Raw genomic sequence first — 16,061 nt, 5'->3', positions numbered from 1 at the left:
GTCTACGCATCCATTTGCGGGAATGCTCGCAGCGATCAATGGACCACGACTAACAACGGACACCCGCATCCAGGCTGATCGTGGTGGCATTCAAATAGGCGTTTTCCACAACGTGCCGAACCAGTCCACCGAACTCTTGTGCCTGCCCCATGCGATGAGGAAAGAGGATGACGTTGTCAATAATGTTTTGCGACACCTTCGTTGGCATGCCTGCAGACATGGCGGTCTCAAACAGACCAGGCGCCACGGCCACCACTCGGATTCCGTGTTGCGCAAGATCCCGCGCCACCGGAAGCGTCATTCCAATGACCGCCGCTTTGCTGGCGCTATATGCGGCCTGGCCCACTTGACCCTGCCACGCAGCACCAGATGACGTGTTCACGATGACCCCCCGTTCACCGTCGACATTGGGCTCGTTCTGCGACATGGCCAACGACGCATAGCGCACCACGTTGAATGTCCCGGTCAGGTTGATGGCGATCACCCGGTTCCAAAGATCCATCGGGAATAACTCGCCCTTTGAAAGCGTCTTGCAGGGACCCAGAATTCCCGCGCAATTTACCGCCACATGCAGCGCACCAAATTCCGCCACTGCCGCGTCTACGCCAGCCTTCACACTGGCCTCGTCCGAAACATCAACCTTCTGGATTCGCACGCGCTCGCCCATCGGCAGCACCTCGCTCGCAAGGCGCTCTTCGTCCAGATCAACCGCCATGACGCTCGCTCCGGCCGCAAGCAATGCCTTGCAAGTGGCGAGCCCCAGGCCTGAAGCAGCTCCTGTGACGAAGGCAATGGTATTTTTGACATCCATACTGTTTCTCTTGTCTCTTATTGAGTGCAGCGCTCAGCGCGCCAAGATGGTGATACAGGCAACAGCTTCTTCAATGCCCTCAAGACCGCCACCGTTTTCTGCCAGCGCAATCCTTGCGTCAGTCACCTGCCGCAGTCCGGCTTCCCCGCGAAGCTGAGTTACCAACTCATGGACTTGGGCAATACCGGTGGCCCCAACAGGGTGCCCCTTAGACTCCAGGCCGCCGGACGGATTAACGGGAATGCGGCCACCAATCCGGGTATCACCCCGCTCGGCAATCACACCGCCCATGCCGAACTCACAGAAACCGAGGTTTTCTGTCTGAATGATTTCACCCATGGCCGTGGCATCGTGCACCTCGGCCACCGAGATATCTGCTGGGCCAACACCTGCCAGTTCATATGCCCTGCGCGAAGCCAGTGCTGTGCAGTGGTTGGTGTAGTCGTCTTCGCTCCGGTCGGAACCGCTTTGCACTACTGCCGCCAACACCTTGATGGCACGCTTTTCATCGATGTTCAAGCGCATAAGCGCCGAGCGTGTGCAAATGATGGCTGCTGCTGCGCCATCAGACACCGGGGAGCACATGGGCAGAGTCAATGGGTAGGTGATCGGCGGCGCGGCGAGCACCTCTTCGATGCTGTAAGCCATCCGGTACTGCGACAGCGGGTTGTGCATGGAGTGCGCGTGGTTCTTGGACGAAACGGCGGCTAACTGGCGCTGCGTCGTCCCGAAAGTGCGCATGTGCGATCGTGCAAACGCCGCATACACGTCCATGAAAACGCTGTACGGCCTGGGTGAGGTACTCCCCTCGGGCACCGCCACGTCGCGCCCCATCTTCATCAACTCCCCACGAATCTCTTCTGCACGCGAGAGATCCCAGGCACTGTCAAACACCGAGAACATCTTGAGCTTGTCGGATGAGAACATCTTCTCTGCACCAACAGCCAAAGCGACATCGCCAGCACCCGACTTGAGGTGATTGCAGGCTAGAACGAACGCCGACGAGCCGCTTGCACAAGCGTTTTCGACGTTCACCACCGGAATGCGCCCAATCCCCATGGCCCGCAGCGCAATTTGCCCACGAATCATGTGCTGGCCATCCATATGCCCCTGGGAAGTGTTCCCAAAAAAGGCCGCTTCCAAGTCTTCTTTTTCCAATCCCGCGTCCGCCAAAGCAGCCGCCGTGGCCTCGCGTGTGAGCGCCTTGATGTCTTTGTCCAGATGCCGTCCGAATGGCGTCATCCCCACACCAACCACATAGATATCTTCCATCGCATTTCTCCGTGGCGGATCTTCTTGATCCATGAAAGTCAAATAAATTACTTTGCGTAAGATGTTTTTACTGTACAGTAAAATTCTCAACTGCTTGCCAGGGATTACCCTTGGTATCACATTCGCGGCTCAGCAAAGCGGCAGGAATCGCATGCCCCGCGCAGTCTCAATATCGCCCTGCTCAGTCACGCTGTACAAACCACGAGCCACGTTGTGGGGATGAGCGGCGGCTTCGGCCATGGTGAGCACCGGCGCAAAGCAACTGTCAGTGCCTTCCATCAGTGCATTCCAGTACGTACTAGGTTGGGAAGCAAAGCGCTGCGCAATCCGCGCCTTGAGAGACGGCCACAAAGTCTTGTCCATTTGCCGTGCGGGGTCGACATCCGTCAGCTGCAATTGCGTCAACAGCAATGCATAGAACTGTGGCTCGATTGCACCGACCGTGATGTATCGCCCATCGCTGCACAGATAGCGGTCGTAGAAGGGTGAGTCATGGAAGACACTGGGTTCGCTGCCTTCCAATCCGCCACCTTGACGAATCAGTTGCACGAGCGGCGACAGCATTGCCAACACATCAATGATGGCGCCGTCAACCACGCAGCCCTGGCCCTTATCCCGCGCGCCTAGCAACGCCGACACCATGCCAAATGCAAACCCGAGGGCGCCGGCAGCATCCCCAACCACTGTGGGTGGAAGCATGGGAGGGTGTCCCGGTTGCTCGGTGATCGACATGAGCCCAGTGAGAGCGACATAGTTCATGTCGTGCCCGGCGGCCTGAGCCAGCGGCCCATCCTGCCCCCAGCCCGTCATGCGCCCATACACAAGCCGCGGGTTGTATTCACCACATACATCGGGACCCAAACCCAGGCGCTCCATCACACCCGGGCGGTTGCCCTCAATCAACCCGTCGCTTTGCGCGACCATGTCCAGCGCCCGCGCCTTGTCCTCGTCGTTCTTGAGATTCAATGTGACGCGTCGTTTGCCGCGCGACAAGAGCGCCCCGTCCTTCGGAGTGAGCTCATCAGGCAATGCGCTCGCACCTGGCCGCCCGACCACAGTAACGTCAGCGCCCATCTGCATCAACATGAACCCAGCTAAGGGCCCTGGGCCGATCCCCTCGAACTCGACGATCTTGATACCCGATAGCGGGAACATGAGCGGGCTGCTCTTACTTCGCATGAAGAACTCCATTTGTTTAATTGTTTTACTTTAGGGTAGAATTTTTAACTTATGGGTAATGGAAAACCCCATGTCCCTCAAAACAGAGGCAAAAGCAGAATCGATCCATGAACACGCAAGCCAGCAAGGAACCCCTGATGTCGACACCGGTTGTGATTACAGACGTACGAAAAGGCACCATGTGGATTCGCCTGAACCGACCTGATGCAATGAACTCGCTGACCCCGGCGGTGCTTCGGGGAATAGACCACGCACTCAACGAAGCACAGAGCCGCGGAGACGTGATATCCGTCGTATTGACGGGCACTGGACGGGCCTTCTGCGCGGGCGCCGACCTCAAGTACGTCAAGACGCAAGCGGGCGAAAGTGGCACCAGTGGCTTTCTGGACAGCGTACTGTCCACCATGAACCGGATTGACCGCTTTCCAAAACCCGTGATCGCCGCCCTGAACGGCATAACTCTGGCGGGCGGGCTCGAACTGGTGCTGTGCTGTGATCTAGTGCTGGCGGCAAGGAGCGCCAAAATTGGCGACGCACATGCCAACTACGGCCTGATCCCCGGAGGGGGGGGGTCGGTGCGCCTGCCGCGGGTCATTGGCCCCACACGCGCCAAGTACCTTCTCTTCACGGGTGACTTCGTGGACGCGGCAGATCTTGTGGAAGCGGGCCTCGTCAACCAAGTGGTGGACGACGACCAGCTCGAAAGCGTTGCACAAGCCGTGGCCGACAAAATTGCCACGAAGAGCCCCCTTGGCCTGCGCCGCATGAAAACGCTGGTCGACGATGGTTTGCAACAGCCTCTAGACACCGCCCTGCGATTGGAGCTTCTGGCCTCTGAAGTGCATTCCCACAGCGCCGATCTCCACGAAGGCCTGGCCGCATTCAACGAAAAACGCACCCCGCGCTTCACGGGCCACTAGGACGGCAACGCCATGCATACGTTACCCACCACCGATCGATTCAGACTACTGCGTGCTTCGCAGCAATTCGCCTACGACCGCGCCCCGGCCATCCGCGCGGTCTATCAGCTTGCAATGATGACGCCGCAGGATCTCCAAGGCCCTGCCGACCTTGCACGGCTCGCCGTCACAAGTAAGGATTCACTGCTTGATAAGCAGCGCCAGTCACCGCCATTCGGTGGGTTTCTCGCTGCCGACGACACATCTATCCGCCGCATTTATGTCTCCCCAGGCCCCGTCTATGAACCCCATTCTTTCGACGAAGACACTGGCAAGGGCTTCTCGCATGTGTTCAGGCAGGCGGGAATCGGCCCCGGTGACCGTGTACTCAACACCTGGTCCTACCATCTTGTTCCAGCCGGCCTATTGCTAGATGCGGGCATTGCTGCCACCGGGGCGACGCTCATTCCCTGCGGGCCCGGCGGCGCCGAGCAACAAGCGCAGCTCATCATGGAACTGGGCATCACCTGCATTTGCTCCTCCACCTCCTTCTTCGTGACCTTGGTCGAAACGCTTGAGCGCATGGGCTACGACCTGCCTTCTCAATGGAAGGTCCGCTCCGCAATGCTGGGCGGCGAACTGGGTGACTGGATGGGCAAGCGCCGCGCATTGGAGCAGAAATACGCAATCCGCACGTTCTCGGCTTATGCCACCGGCGACTTCGGGCTGATTGCTTACGAGGAACTAGGACAACTGGGCTACACGGTCCAGCCTGACCGGCTCGTCCAGATCTGCGACCCGCACACCGGCGCACCCCTTCCGCCGGGCGAACCCGGCCAGATAGTGGTCACCACGCTGGACAGCGGTTGGCCTCTGGTCCGCTTTGGCACAGGCGATGTGGCGCAAGCGCTGGCCCATTCCCCGGATGGTCTCGTCGAACGAATCAGTTTGTTGCAAGGCCGAGTGGGCCAAGGTGTCAAAGTACGCGAAATTTTCATCTATCCACGCAACGTGGAAGAGCTGATCATCCGGATCCCGGCTATAGAACGTGCCCAGATCATCGTTGAAAAAAAGCAGCATCGGGAAACTGCAACCTTGCGCGCGGTGCTAACGCCAGGGGCTTCTCACTACGCCACGCAAAGCGATTTGATCGAAGTGTTCAGGCAATTGACCCGCCTGAGGCTCGACTCAGTCGAGTGGGTAATCCAAGAAGATATGCCCATTGACGCACCCTTGCTGGTTGACAACAAGCAGTGAAATTCTAAAAAGCCATTGGTCTGATGCACCTAGTGGCTATACCGTCGCTTACCTCATGAAACGATAGCAATGATTGAACTCGCAGCCAATCCACTTATTTATCCATTCAAGCCACCATCGTCACGACACTGGGTCGAGATCGCCCCGGGCGTACGCTGGATCCGACTGTCGATGCCATTCCGACTCGACCACATCAATGTATGGGCCATAGATACCCATGATGGCTGGGTGCTGGTAGATACCGGCCTGAATAACCCCGACACCGTGGCCGACTGGCTGGCCCTCATGGCGCACGGGCCGCTGGCACGGCCACTCCAAGGCGTTTTCGCCACACACATGCACCCAGACCACATCGGCTTGGCTGGTTGGTTCACGCGTCGCTTTGGTGTGCCGCTGCACATGAGCCGGCTGGAGTACCTGACCTGCCGCGTGATGCATGCCGACACGAACCGCGAAGCCCCGCCCGACGGCGTGCTCTTCAATAGATGCGCCGGCTGGTCGGAGGCAGCCATTGAAAGCTACCGCAGTCGCTTCGGCAGCTTTGGTAAACATATCCACGCTCTGCCTGACAGCTACCGACGGTTGCAGGACGGCGACCACGTCCAGTTGGGTAAATATGGCTGGCGGATCATCACCACCGGCGGCCACTCACCAGAACATGCCTCTCTGTACTGCCCCGACTTGAAACTGCTGATCTCCGGCGACCAGGTGCTACCGAAGATTTCGTCGAATGTTTCGGTGTTCGCCAGCGAGCCACAGGCCAATCCGCTGAAGGAGTGGTACGAAGGGCTCGACAAACTAATGAGGGATGTTCCCAACGATGTGTTGGTACTCCCCTCTCACAACGAGCCCTTTTATGGACTGCATGAACGCCTTGACTCGCTCAGGTCAGGCCAAAATAGTGCACTGAATCGGTTACGTCAGACATTGACTACCGGGCCTCAACGGATCATCGATACGTTCGCTGCACTCTTTCATCGCTCCATCGGAGAACAGGATGCGCAGCAACTGAGCCTGGCAACAGGTGAGGCAGTTGCTTGCATAAACTTTCTCATCGCACAGGCCACCATAGAAGTCACGATGGACGAAAACGGGGTCGCGTGGCACTCAACAAGATATTGACATTGAAGTGCCGCCCTACGCTCTATGGTGAATCGACCCGGTTGATCTAGACGCCGTCGAGCCTCGAACCGAAGCCCATTGGCAGGTGCAACGGTGTTTCGGCGGCAATCTGCGGAAATCTGACCGAGAAGTCCCCTGAATTTTTATTCGTTTGAGCGACCGTTTTGAGTCGTTATGCACAGTGCGCCGTTATGAGTAGCCCGGTGGGTGTGAACCGCCCCGGGGCGGTTCACCATGCCCATCCGGGATTGGAAAGCTGCCCTGACCCGATTTACCATTCAGTTCGGAGACCGCATCTCCATCAACTGAAGTCCGAACCGTTTACACAAAAATTCGGACACGCCCGGGCTGCCGTCACTTCGCCAACTGCTTGCCTCTAGCAACTACGAGGTTTGGCTGAGAAATTCATAAAGCAGCTGTGCAATTTCTCTTTGAGTTCGCGTTGTACTTCGGGGTTTGACAAGCCCATAGTTCCATCGCATGCGACCAGGTTTTGGCGACAGGACTGAGGCCAGCCTGTTGGCGCCACTTGAATTCTGACCCACCCTGCCGATCCAATATTGACCCAGGGCGGATTGCTGAATTTGGAATCAGCAACTGTGGATAAGTGTAGCCAGTAGCCCGTTTAGAACGGTTCGTCTGGCTCTGCTGATGCCGGTGCAGTTATGCTGCCTTTGCGTGCACTCTCTCTGGCCTTGATGCGTGACTTCGCCGCCAGGGTGCTGTGGCGGAAGCGGTGGGACTCATTTCCGGTCTCCACGATATGGCAGTGATGGGTCAAACGGTCCAGGAGCGCTGTGGTCATCTTGGCGTCCCCGAACACCGCCGACCATTCCGAGAAGCTCAGGTTGGTCGTGATCACCACGCTGGTGTGCTCGTACAGCTTGGAGAGCAGATGGAACAGCAGGGCGCCACCGGCCTGGCTGAAGGGCAGGTACCCCAGCTCATCCAGAATCACCAGGTCCAGGCGCGACAGCGCCAGTGCGATGCGCCCAGCCTTGCCCTCGCGCTTCTCCTTCTCCAGTTCGTTGACCAGATCCACCGTGGAATAGAAGCGCACCCGCTTGCCCTTGGCTGCAATGCCCGCCACTCCGATGGCTGTGGCCAGGTGCGTCTTGCCCGTGCCCGGCCCACCAATGAGCACCACGTTCTGTGCCGTCTCGGTGAACTCCAGCGTACTCAGTTGCTTGACCAACTTGTGGTCTATCTTGGAGGCCTCGAAGTCAAAGCCTGCCAGGTCCCGGTGTAGCGGGAACTTGGCCGCCTTCATCTGGTGGCGCACCGAGGCAAAGGCCCGCTGTGCGTGCTCTGCCTGCAGCAGGTGCTCAATCAACCAGCGCGAGGTCTGTATGCCCACATCACTGCTTTGTCCCTCTGCAGTGGTCAACTCGACCCAGGCGCCGGCCATGCCGTTCAGGCGGAGTTCCTTGAATTGAGCAGCAATATCACGCATGGCTCACGCCCTCCATGGCGTCGCCACGCAGGCTGTCGTAGCGCCCGGTGTCGGCCAGTGGTGCCTCCTTGAGATCCAGGGTGCTCTCTATGTTGGGAGGAGGCTCTGGCGCATCAAGCCGAGCCAATACGTTGAGAACGTGCTCGGTGCTGAGCGCGCCCGATTCGATCACCAACTCCACCGCCACCAGCACCGCTTCCAGTCCGTGGCTGGACACGCAGTTGAGCACCTGCGCCATGGTCTTTTCACCGCCCTCATGGCGCATCAAGCCTTGTCGCAATCGCTGCAAAGGCGTCGGCATGTCTGCAAAGGGCGCGCCATTTCTCAGGGCACCAGACTTGCGCTGAATCAGCGCAATGTAGTGCTGCCAGTCGTAGCAGATGTGGCCCCGGTTGGGCAGCCAAGCGCACGGGCCTATCGCGCAACACGGTGCGAAGCTGGCTGAGGAAGCCAGAGGAGGTGAAGGAGCCCGTCTACAGCCGCACGGCGGGCTTCAACAAGCTCAATGCGTATGTGGCCGAACTGGAGCAGTCGCTCAAGGCCGATGCGCATCGACCCAAGCAGAACCGTCGCACGGCACGCGCCTTGTTTGCGCAAATCAAGACCAGCGGATATGAGGGTGGGTACACCCGCGTCACGGACTTTATCCGGGCCTGGCGCGTCGACGCTGGCAAGGACGCCCGGGCGTTCGTGCCACTGAAGTTCGAGATGGGCGAGGCGTTCCAGTTCGACTGGAGCGAAGAGGGCTTGGTGGTGGGCGGTATCTACCACCGCATGCAGGTGTCGCACATGAAGCTGTGCGCCAGCCGCGCATTCTGGCTGGTGGCCTACCCCAGCCAGGGTCACGAGATGCTGTTTGACGCCCACACCCGTTCCTTTGCGGCGCTCGGTGGCGTGGCTCGCCGGGGTATTTACGACAACATGAAGACGGCCGTGGACAAGGTCCCGCGCGGCAAAGGCGGACAAGGTGGCAAGGGCCGCATCGTCAACGCACGCTTTGCCGTGATGTGCGCACATTACCTATTCGATGCCGACTTCTGCAACGTAGCCAGCGGCTGGGAGAAAGGCGTGGTGGAGAAGAACGTGCAGGACAGCCGCAGGCGCATCTGGCTGGAGGCGCAGCAGCAGAAGTTTGGCAGCTTTGCCGAGCTCAATGTTTGGCTGGGCGCACGCTGCCGCAGTCTGTGGGAGGAGGTGCGCCACCCAGAGTACAAGGCGTTCAGCGTGGCCGAGATGCTGGAGCAGGAGCGCGCGGAACTGATGCCCATGCCGACAGCCTTTGATGGCTATGTGGAGCGCTCAGCCAAGGTGTCGAGCACTTGCCTGGTGGCGGTGGCGCGCAACCGCTACTCGGTGCCGTGCGAATTGGCAGGCCAGCGCGTGAGCACCCGGCTGTACCCCGGCCGGGTGGAGATCGCCAGCGACGAAATGATCGTGGCACGGCACGAGAGGCTGCCCAACCGGGGCCACATCTGCTACGACTGGCAGCACTACATTGCGCTGATTCAGCGCAAGTCTGGTGCCCTGAGAAATGGCGCGCCCTTTGCAGACATGCCGACGCCTTTGCAGCGATTGCGACAAGGCTTGATGCGCCATGAGGGCGGTGAAAAGACCATGGCGCAGGTGCTCAACTGCGTGTCCAGCCACGGACTGGAAGCGGTGCTGGTGGCGGTGGAGTTGGTGATCGAATCGGGCGCGCTCAGCACCGAGCACGTTCTCAACGTATTGGCTCGGCTTGATGCGCCAGAGCCTCCTCCCAACATAGAGAGCACCCTGGATCTCAAGGAGGCACCACTGGCCGACACCGGGCGCTACGACAGCCTGCGTGGCGACGCCATGGAGGGCGTGAGCCATGCGTGATATTGCTGCTCAATTCAAGGAACTCCGCCTGAACGGCATGGCCGGCGCCTGGGTCGAGTTGACCACTGCAGAGGGACAAAGCAGTGATGTGGGCATACAGACCTCGCGCTGGTTGATTGAGCACCTGCTGCAGGCAGAGCACGCACAGCGGGCCTTTGCCTCGGTGCGCCACCAGATGAAGGCGGCCAAGTTCCCGCTACACCGGGACCTGGCAGGCTTTGACTTCGAGGCCTCCAAGATAGACCACAAGTTGGTCAAGCAACTGAGTACGCTGGAGTTCACCGAGACGGCACAGAACGTGGTGCTCATTGGTGGGCCGGGCACGGGCAAGACGCACCTGGCCACAGCCATCGGAGTGGCGGGCATTGCAGCCAAGGGCAAGCGGGTGCGCTTCTATTCCACGGTGGATCTGGTCAACGAACTGGAGAAGGAGAAGCGCGAGGGCAAGGCTGGGCGCATCGCACTGGCGCTGTCGCGCCTGGACCTGGTGATTCTGGATGAGCTGGGGTACCTGCCCTTCAGCCAGGCCGGTGGCGCCCTGCTGTTCCATCTGCTCTCCAAGCTGTACGAGCACACCAGCGTGGTGATCACGACCAACCTGAGCTTCTCGGAATGGTCGGCGGTGTTCGGGGACGCCAAGATGACCACAGCGCTCCTGGACCGTTTGACCCATCACTGCCATATCGTGGAGACCGGAAATGAGTCCCACCGCTTCCGCCACAGCACCCTGGCGGCGAAGTCACGCATCAAGGCCAGAGAGAGTGCACGCAAAGGCAGCATAACTGCACCGGCATCAGCAGAGCCAGACGAACCGTTCTAAACGGGCTACTGGCTACACTTATCCACAGTTGCTGATTCCAAATTCAGCAATCCGCCCTGGGTCAATATTGGATCGGCAGGGTGGGTCAGAATTCAAGTGGCGCCAACAATCTCAGCGACAATAAACCATGAGCATAGAATTCCTGCACACCCCATTTGAGAAGGCCAATTATTTGGCCACGTTGCTGAGCTCCCACGCTACCGGCGGAAATGCGGACAATAATGAATATGCCACCCTCAGGCAGGAGCTTTTGTCCTTGTCTGATACCGCACACTTGGTTCCGCCATTTGTCCGGACAAATCGCGACTTGAGTTCTTTTTGGAATTTCATCCAGCCAAAATTCAAGACCTACGCAGAGCGGCGAACGTACATTTCGAAAGAGTTCACCCCCTTGCTGGACTCCTTGGAGTTTGGACAGCAGACGGCAGCACCCGAACACGCTGCTACGCCAGTGTTCATGCGATCCCCAGGTTCTTTACCGGTAGCCGCGCCCGTCACGCGGAACAAGCGAAAAGTCTTCATCGTGCATGGCCGCGATAACGAAGCAAAGCAGGAAGTGGCACGCTTCGTTTCGGACCTAGGGCTTGAGCCGATCATCCTGCATGAACAGGCGAGTTCAGGCATGACGATCATTGAGAAGATTGAGCGCTACACCAATGATGCGGACTTTGCCCTGGTCCTCTACACCGCGTGCGACCACGGGCGCGGCGTTCACGAATCAGAAATTCCTCCTAAGAACCGAGCTCGTCAGAATGTTGTGTTCGAGCATGGGTACCTGATGGCGAAGCTTGGTCGAGAAAACGTATGCGCGCTGGTCAAGGGCGAGATAGAAACGCCCAACGACATCAGTGGCGTTGTGTACGTTGGACTCGACCAATTCGGCGGTTGGAAGACCGAAGTGTCGAAGGAGTTGAAGGCCTGCGGCTACACCATAAAGTGGTGGGGCTAGAGCCTCCAACGTCGAATGGGCTCAGCCGAGCAAACGGCCTTAAAAAAAAGACCCACCAAGTGGGCTTCGCTAATCCGATTCGGGTACTTAGCACCTGCCGACTGCATAAGGCGGAGCAGTGGCACGAAGTCAGCCTTCGACCCGCCGGATACAGCAGATGGACATGACCTTAATGCGGCCCACACCCAATAGAACGTCAGGGAAGCCGCGCTTTGAGGTACTTGCCCGCGCCGCCCGAAAGCTCGCTGCGGTCAATGAGCTTGCCTTGGAACTGGAACTCCCGATCAATGCGGACGATCAGCAGCTTCTCAAAGTTGCCCTGGGTCTTGACCAATACGTGATCGCTGGTCTTCTCGGGGGAAATAGTCTTCACCTCAACACGCTTGCCGTCAATCGTTCCGTCCGAGCCGGGGGCGTGGGTCGCATGGCGGCGAAGCCCAAACTTGATCTCCGCATAGATTTCGCCGAGTTCGCCCCAGACCTGGAGGTATCGGCCAGTGTTGTCGAAATGGCGCGTCGCGCATTCGACCAAGTCTTGGAAGATTTCCTTCTGCTTCAGGATGCTGAACGGAAAGCCTTCCCTGCTTCTTACAGGTTGAATCGAGGCGGCGGTGTCCTCTGGCTCGCCCTCAAGTTGCTCCTCGGCCCACTGCCGGTCGATGTACTTCGCTTCCCAAGGTGCATAGCCGCAGGCCGCAGCATCCGCTATGTCGTCGGCGCTGTACCCACGGTCGTGCATGTCGTGAAGAAAATCCCAATCGCTCATTCTGTTTCGCGCTCCTTGCTCGCTCGATTGTTGCGGCGTCGGTCCGCAGTTCGCGTTGTGAATCGGCAAACAGAGTGGGTATAGCAGAGGTAAGGGGCGAATGTCACGTTGCGTCAGATGGGCTCATAGGTTCGGGAGGGTAACGTCTAAACGTCGGTACGCTTGTCTAAGCCGAACCGGTCGCGAATGACTGCAATCAGCTTTCGTGCAGATGTCTAGCTCGCAGGTGTCGAACTTCCGCAACCAGCCTCTTGCAGTCATTGCGGCATGTAGGGCCTGCTCGAACCTCAAGAAGTTCTCGCAAAAAAAGAGCGCTCAAAGCTAGCGCTCTTCTTTATATAGCAACAAGTTCTTACCGGGCCGAGGTCAGCTCCGCAAATCTAGCTCTTCTCTACTTGTTGAATTCGAGTTTACGACTTTACCGTTACAAATAACCACCCCGCAAATCCGCATGAATGCTGATGGCTTGTTTACGACTTTATTTGCGTGTTTACGACTTTAATTACCCAGAATAGTTATTCGCGCCAAATAAAGTCGTAAACAGCGAACTAGCATCCACGCGCCCTTGCGCCCTGCTCTGCCGTGGAGCGCGCACGCTAAAGTCGTAAACTCACCGACGACGCATTCCACAGCCTAATATCGACAGCACCGCACACAGCGCTCTCTTGCGGAATGCATCCAACATCAGTTTTGGCTTGCAGACCTTAGCAGGCTGCTGAAATACTCCCCAGCGTCCGAACCTGTTCAGCGGCTGTAGCCGCATTTTTCCGTATCCTGAAAGTCAACCCCTCAAAATCGCCTGCTTTCAGTCGCAAAGCACGGTTTTTTTGCCCCTTTTGCCTTCACATCTGCCCCTGCAGACGGATTTGCCCCAGGCTGCGCAACCGCGTGAGGTTGTAGCCCGCCATCGTCAGCACAAACATCTGGTCCACCTTCTTGATCCCGCGCACCAGCACCTGGCGCATGTGCCCCACCGTCTTGGCCCAGCCAAAGCCTTGTTCGATCAGCTTTCTCTTTTGCTGGGAGATGGCGTAGCCTTCGCTGCCCGCGATCCTGTCAGGAACCGCCGATTGACGCCCTGACTTGTTCTGCGCCACATGGGGCAGCACGTTCATCTCCTGCAGGGCTTGGATGAATTCCTTGGCGTCGTAGCCTTTGTCCGCGCCCAGCGTGATCGTGACGGGCTCATCGCTTGGCAGGGCCTGGCGCGCATCGTTGATCATGGCCTTGGCCGCTTCACGCTCTGCATACCCGTCAGCTTGGGTGACCACGGCGCTGACCACCAGGTCGTGGCGGTTGTCGGTGAGTGTGTGGCCCATGAAGCGCAGTTCGCTGGCAGTCTTGCCCTTGCGGTACAGCCGTGCATCCCCGTCCGTGGTGGATTCATGGGTGTCGTTGCTGCGCTTTTGGTCTTTGAAGTTGCCCGCGTCGGTATCGTCGTCGCCCTGGCGGTCTTTGCGCACAAAGCTCTTGTGGCCCGCCCAGGCCTGGATCAGGGTGCCATCCACGCTGAAGTGCTCGCCCGAGAGCAGTTCCTGTTCCTGGGCTTGTTGCACGATCTGATTGAAGAACTCGATGACCGCATCGTGCTCGATCAGGCGTTCGCGGTTTTTGCTGAAGACGGTGGGCACCCAAACGGCATCGTCCATGGCCAGGCCAATGAACCAGCGAAACAGAAGGTTGTACTGGGTCTGTTCCATGAGCTGGCGCTCCGAGCGCACGCTGTAGAGCACCTGAATGAGCATGGCGCGCAGCAGTTTCTCGGGGGCAATGCTGGGGCGTCCGCCTTTGATGTCAGCCGCATACATCCGGGCAAACAGCTCATCCATGTGGGTCAGGGCTTTGTTGACCATCACACGGATCACGCGCAGGGGGTGATCGGCGGGAACGAAATCATCGAGGTGGCGCATGGTGAATAGGCTCTCGGTGAAGGTATCAGCTCCGCGCATGTCTGGCTCGTCTGTCTGGTTGGTGGGGTGCCTCGATTGTCCGGGCAGCGCGTCAACTGAGGAGTGATGGTGGGGAGTATTTCTGCAGCCTGGTAGGCCGCAGCGGCGAGCCAAGCCATGCCTACGGCCCGACGACCGACGAGGCGGATACCGCAGCCTTCGAGGAGCGGGGCCGGGGCGATCGCCACCAGTTCCGCTTCATAGTCTCGCCCGAGGATGCGGAGCAGCTCGAAGACCTGCGTACCTACACCCGCCACCTGATGCAGCGCATGGAAGCCGACCTGGGAACCCGGCTGGACTGGGTGGCCGTGGATCACTGGAACACCGACAACCCGCATACCCACGTCGTGCTGCGCGGCAAGGATGACACGGGCAAGGATCTCATCATCTCGCAGCAGTACATCACCCGCGGCATGCGCGAGCGGGCCATGGAGCTGGCGACCGAATGGCTGGGGCCGCGCAGCGAGCTGGAGATCCAGCGCGGCCTGGCCCGAGAAGTGGAGCAAGAGCACTGGACGAGCCTGGATCGCACGTTGCAGCGCGAGGCGGTGAATGGCATGGTCAAGGTCGAACGCTTCGACGATCCCAGGCTGCGCAGCCAGCGCCTGTTGCTGGTAGGCCGCCTGCAACGCTTGCAGCGCATGGGCCTGGCGACGGAAACCCAGCCCAGCATCTGGGCCGTGCATGCTGATGCAGAGAAGACCCTGCGCGCCCTAGGCGAGCGCGGTGACATCATCCGCACCATGCAACGCGCGATGGGCGGACGGCAGCGCGAGCTGACCGTGTTCCAACCCGGTGATGATGGCCGCACTATCGTCGGCCGCGTGGCGGGCAAAGGGCTGGCCGACGAGCTTTACGACCGGGGCTATCTGGTGGTCGATGGCGTTGATGGCAAGGCCCACTATGTGGCACTGCCGCCCAAGACTGAATTGGCACAGTACCCCGTGGGCGCCGTGGTGGAAGTGAAGGGCTCCACCGACCTGCGCAAGGCCGACCAGATCATCGCCGCATTGGCGACTGACGGGCTGTACCGCACCGACCACCACCTCGCCATCGCCAAGGGCCAGCCCGAGGTCGTGGCGACCCATGTCCGGCGCTTGGAGGCTCTGCGCCGGGCGGGCATCGTGGAGCGCGTGGCCGAGGGTCTATGGAAGGTGCCGGGCGACCTGCCCGAGCAGGGCCGGAGCTACGACGCGCAGCGCCTGGGAGGCGTGGCCGTGGAGCTGAAATCGCACCTGCCCATCGAGCGACAGGCCCGCGTGATCGGGGCCACCTGGCTGGATCAGCAGTTGATTGGCGGTGGCCAGGGCCTGGGCGATCTGGGTTTTGGCAGCGAAGCGAAGCAGGCGATGCAGCAGCGCGCCGACTTCCTCGCCGAACAGGGCCTGGTCGAGCGGCGCGGGCAGCGTGTGATCCTGGCGCGCAACCTGCTGGGCACGCTGCGCAACCGCGAACTGGCCCAGGCCGCCAAGGACATAGCGGCGGAAACCGGCCTGGAGCATCAGCTCGTCGCGGACGGCCAGCGCGTGGCCGGCATCTACCGCCGCAGCGTCATGCTCGCCAGCGGGCGCTACGTGATGCTCGATGACGGCATGGGGTTCAGCCTGGTGCCATGGAAACCCGTGATCGAACAGCGCCTGGGCCAGCAGCTCGCCGCCACCGTGCGCGGTGGCAGCGTGTCGTGGAATCTCGGTCGCCAGCCAGGGGTATCGTGATGCTTTGCC

11 protein-coding genes and 3 pseudogenes are annotated in these 16,061 nt (G+C 59.5%); 7 read left to right on the top strand and 7 right to left on the bottom strand.

Annotated elements, in window-relative coordinates; translation table 11 throughout:
• Positions 1-49 precede the first annotated feature (49 nt).
• The 3 genes from C8D04_RS15805 to C8D04_RS15795 all read right to left on the bottom strand — a co-directional run bounded on the left by C8D04_RS15805 (position 50) and on the right by C8D04_RS15795 (position 3,274).
• Positions 50-811 carry an SDR family NAD(P)-dependent oxidoreductase gene (locus C8D04_RS15805; protein ID WP_056642823.1) on the bottom strand — a complete coding sequence of 254 codons (762 nt, stop codon included), beginning with the start codon at positions 809-811 and terminating at the stop codon, positions 50-52.
• A 33-nt stretch (positions 812-844) separates the two neighbouring features.
• Positions 845-2,083 carry a thiolase family protein gene (locus tag C8D04_RS15800; protein ID WP_056642825.1) on the bottom strand — a complete coding sequence of 413 codons (1,239 nt, stop codon included), beginning with the start codon at positions 2,081-2,083 and terminating at the stop codon, positions 845-847.
• A 129-nt stretch (positions 2,084-2,212) separates the two neighbouring features.
• A complete protein-coding gene (locus tag C8D04_RS15795; RefSeq protein ID WP_231940634.1) occupies positions 2,213-3,274 on the bottom strand; it encodes a CaiB/BaiF CoA-transferase family protein in 1,062 nt (353 codons plus the stop codon).
• Positions 3,275-3,369: 95 nt separating this feature from the next.
• Between C8D04_RS15795 and C8D04_RS15790 the strand changes: the two genes are divergently transcribed.
• From C8D04_RS15790 to C8D04_RS15780, 3 genes are all read left to right on the top strand, one after another.
• Positions 3,370-4,182: an enoyl-CoA hydratase-related protein gene (locus tag C8D04_RS15790; protein ID WP_231940633.1), complete on the top strand. Its 813-nt coding sequence runs from the start codon at positions 3,370-3,372 to the stop codon at positions 4,180-4,182.
• A gap of 12 nt (positions 4,183-4,194) precedes the next feature.
• On the top strand, positions 4,195-5,418 hold the full coding sequence (locus C8D04_RS15785) for an AMP-binding protein (protein WP_056642827.1): 1,224 nt from the start codon (positions 4,195-4,197) through the stop codon (positions 5,416-5,418).
• A 69-nt stretch (positions 5,419-5,487) separates the two neighbouring features.
• A complete protein-coding gene (locus C8D04_RS15780; protein WP_056642830.1) occupies positions 5,488-6,540 on the top strand; it encodes an MBL fold metallo-hydrolase in 1,053 nt (350 codons plus the stop codon).
• 625 nt (positions 6,541-7,165) lie between these two features.
• On the opposite strand, the gene istB (C8D04_RS15775) is transcribed toward C8D04_RS15780, so the two are convergent.
• Positions 7,166-7,993: an IS21-like element helper ATPase IstB gene (gene istB, locus C8D04_RS15775; protein WP_066690515.1), complete on the bottom strand. Its 828-nt coding sequence runs from the start codon at positions 7,991-7,993 to the stop codon at positions 7,166-7,168.
• Positions 7,986-8,387, bottom strand: a pseudogene (locus tag C8D04_RS15770) (IS21 family transposase); the annotation flags it as partial. The pseudogene C8D04_RS15770 and the gene istB (C8D04_RS15775), both read right to left, overlap by 8 nt.
• 5 nt (positions 8,388-8,392) lie before the next feature.
• Between C8D04_RS15770 and istA the strand changes: the two are divergent.
• The 3 genes and pseudogenes from istA to C8D04_RS15755 form a co-directional block, all read left to right on the top strand.
• Positions 8,393-9,853, top strand: a pseudogene (gene istA / locus C8D04_RS15765) (IS21 family transposase); the annotation flags it as partial.
• On the top strand, positions 9,846-10,673 hold the full coding sequence (gene istB, locus C8D04_RS15760) for an IS21-like element helper ATPase IstB (RefSeq protein ID WP_066690515.1): 828 nt from the start codon (positions 9,846-9,848) through the stop codon (positions 10,671-10,673). The pseudogene istA and the gene istB (C8D04_RS15760), both read left to right, overlap by 8 nt.
• Positions 10,674-10,800: 127 nt before the next feature.
• A complete protein-coding gene (locus C8D04_RS15755) occupies positions 10,801-11,622 on the top strand; it encodes a nucleotide-binding protein (RefSeq protein WP_116005701.1) in 822 nt (273 codons plus the stop codon).
• 196 nt (positions 11,623-11,818) lie between these two features.
• Here the strand turns inward: C8D04_RS15755 and C8D04_RS15750 are convergent, their stop codons facing one another.
• Together C8D04_RS15750 and C8D04_RS15745 are read right to left on the bottom strand one after the other, a co-directional pair.
• Positions 11,819-12,388 (bottom strand): hypothetical protein, encoded by a 570-nt coding sequence (locus C8D04_RS15750; RefSeq protein ID WP_116005700.1) that lies wholly within the window; start codon positions 12,386-12,388, stop codon positions 11,819-11,821.
• 842 nt (positions 12,389-13,230) lie between these two features.
• Positions 13,231-14,337 (bottom strand): IS5 family transposase, encoded by a 1,107-nt coding sequence (locus C8D04_RS15745; RefSeq protein WP_116005699.1) that lies wholly within the window; start codon positions 14,335-14,337, stop codon positions 13,231-13,233.
• A gap of 92 nt (positions 14,338-14,429) precedes the next feature.
• Here C8D04_RS15745 and C8D04_RS15740 point away from each other — a divergent pair.
• A pseudogene (locus C8D04_RS15740) lies at positions 14,430-16,052 on the top strand (relaxase/mobilization nuclease and DUF3363 domain-containing protein); the annotation flags it as partial.
• Between the last annotated feature and the right edge of the window lie 9 nt (positions 16,053-16,061).

The sequence above is a fragment of the Simplicispira sp. 125 genome, from assembly GCF_003096555.1.
Classification (GTDB): Bacteria; Pseudomonadota; Gammaproteobacteria; order Burkholderiales; family Burkholderiaceae_C; genus Simplicispira.
Note: the sequence above shows the minus strand (reverse complement) of the source record. Positions and strands in the feature narration are given on the sequence as shown.

Bases quoted from the DNA above. Each gene is read 5' to 3' on its own strand.
- C8D04_RS15805 (WP_056642823.1), bottom strand. From the start codon at position 811: ATGGATGTCAAAAATACCATTGCCTTCGTCACAGGAGCTGCTTCAGGC.
- C8D04_RS15800 (WP_056642825.1), bottom strand. From the start codon at position 2,083: ATGGAAGATATCTATGTGGTTGGTGTGGGGATGACGCCATTCGGACGG.
- C8D04_RS15795 (WP_231940634.1), bottom strand. From the start codon at position 3,274: ATGGAGTTCTTCATGCGAAGTAAGAGCAGCCCGCTCATGTTCCCGCTA.
- C8D04_RS15790 (WP_231940633.1), top strand. From the start codon at position 3,370: ATGAACACGCAAGCCAGCAAGGAACCCCTGATGTCGACACCGGTTGTG.
- C8D04_RS15785 (WP_056642827.1), top strand. From the start codon at position 4,195: ATGCATACGTTACCCACCACCGATCGATTCAGACTACTGCGTGCTTCG.
- C8D04_RS15780 (WP_056642830.1), top strand. From the start codon at position 5,488: ATGATTGAACTCGCAGCCAATCCACTTATTTATCCATTCAAGCCACCA.
- istB (WP_066690515.1), bottom strand. From the start codon at position 7,993: ATGCGTGATATTGCTGCTCAATTCAAGGAACTCCGCCTGAACGGCATG.
- istB (WP_066690515.1), top strand. From the start codon at position 9,846: ATGCGTGATATTGCTGCTCAATTCAAGGAACTCCGCCTGAACGGCATG.
- C8D04_RS15755 (WP_116005701.1), top strand. From the start codon at position 10,801: ATGAGCATAGAATTCCTGCACACCCCATTTGAGAAGGCCAATTATTTG.
- C8D04_RS15750 (WP_116005700.1), bottom strand. From the start codon at position 12,388: ATGAGCGATTGGGATTTTCTTCACGACATGCACGACCGTGGGTACAGC.
- C8D04_RS15745 (WP_116005699.1), bottom strand. From the start codon at position 14,337: ATGCGCGGAGCTGATACCTTCACCGAGAGCCTATTCACCATGCGCCAC.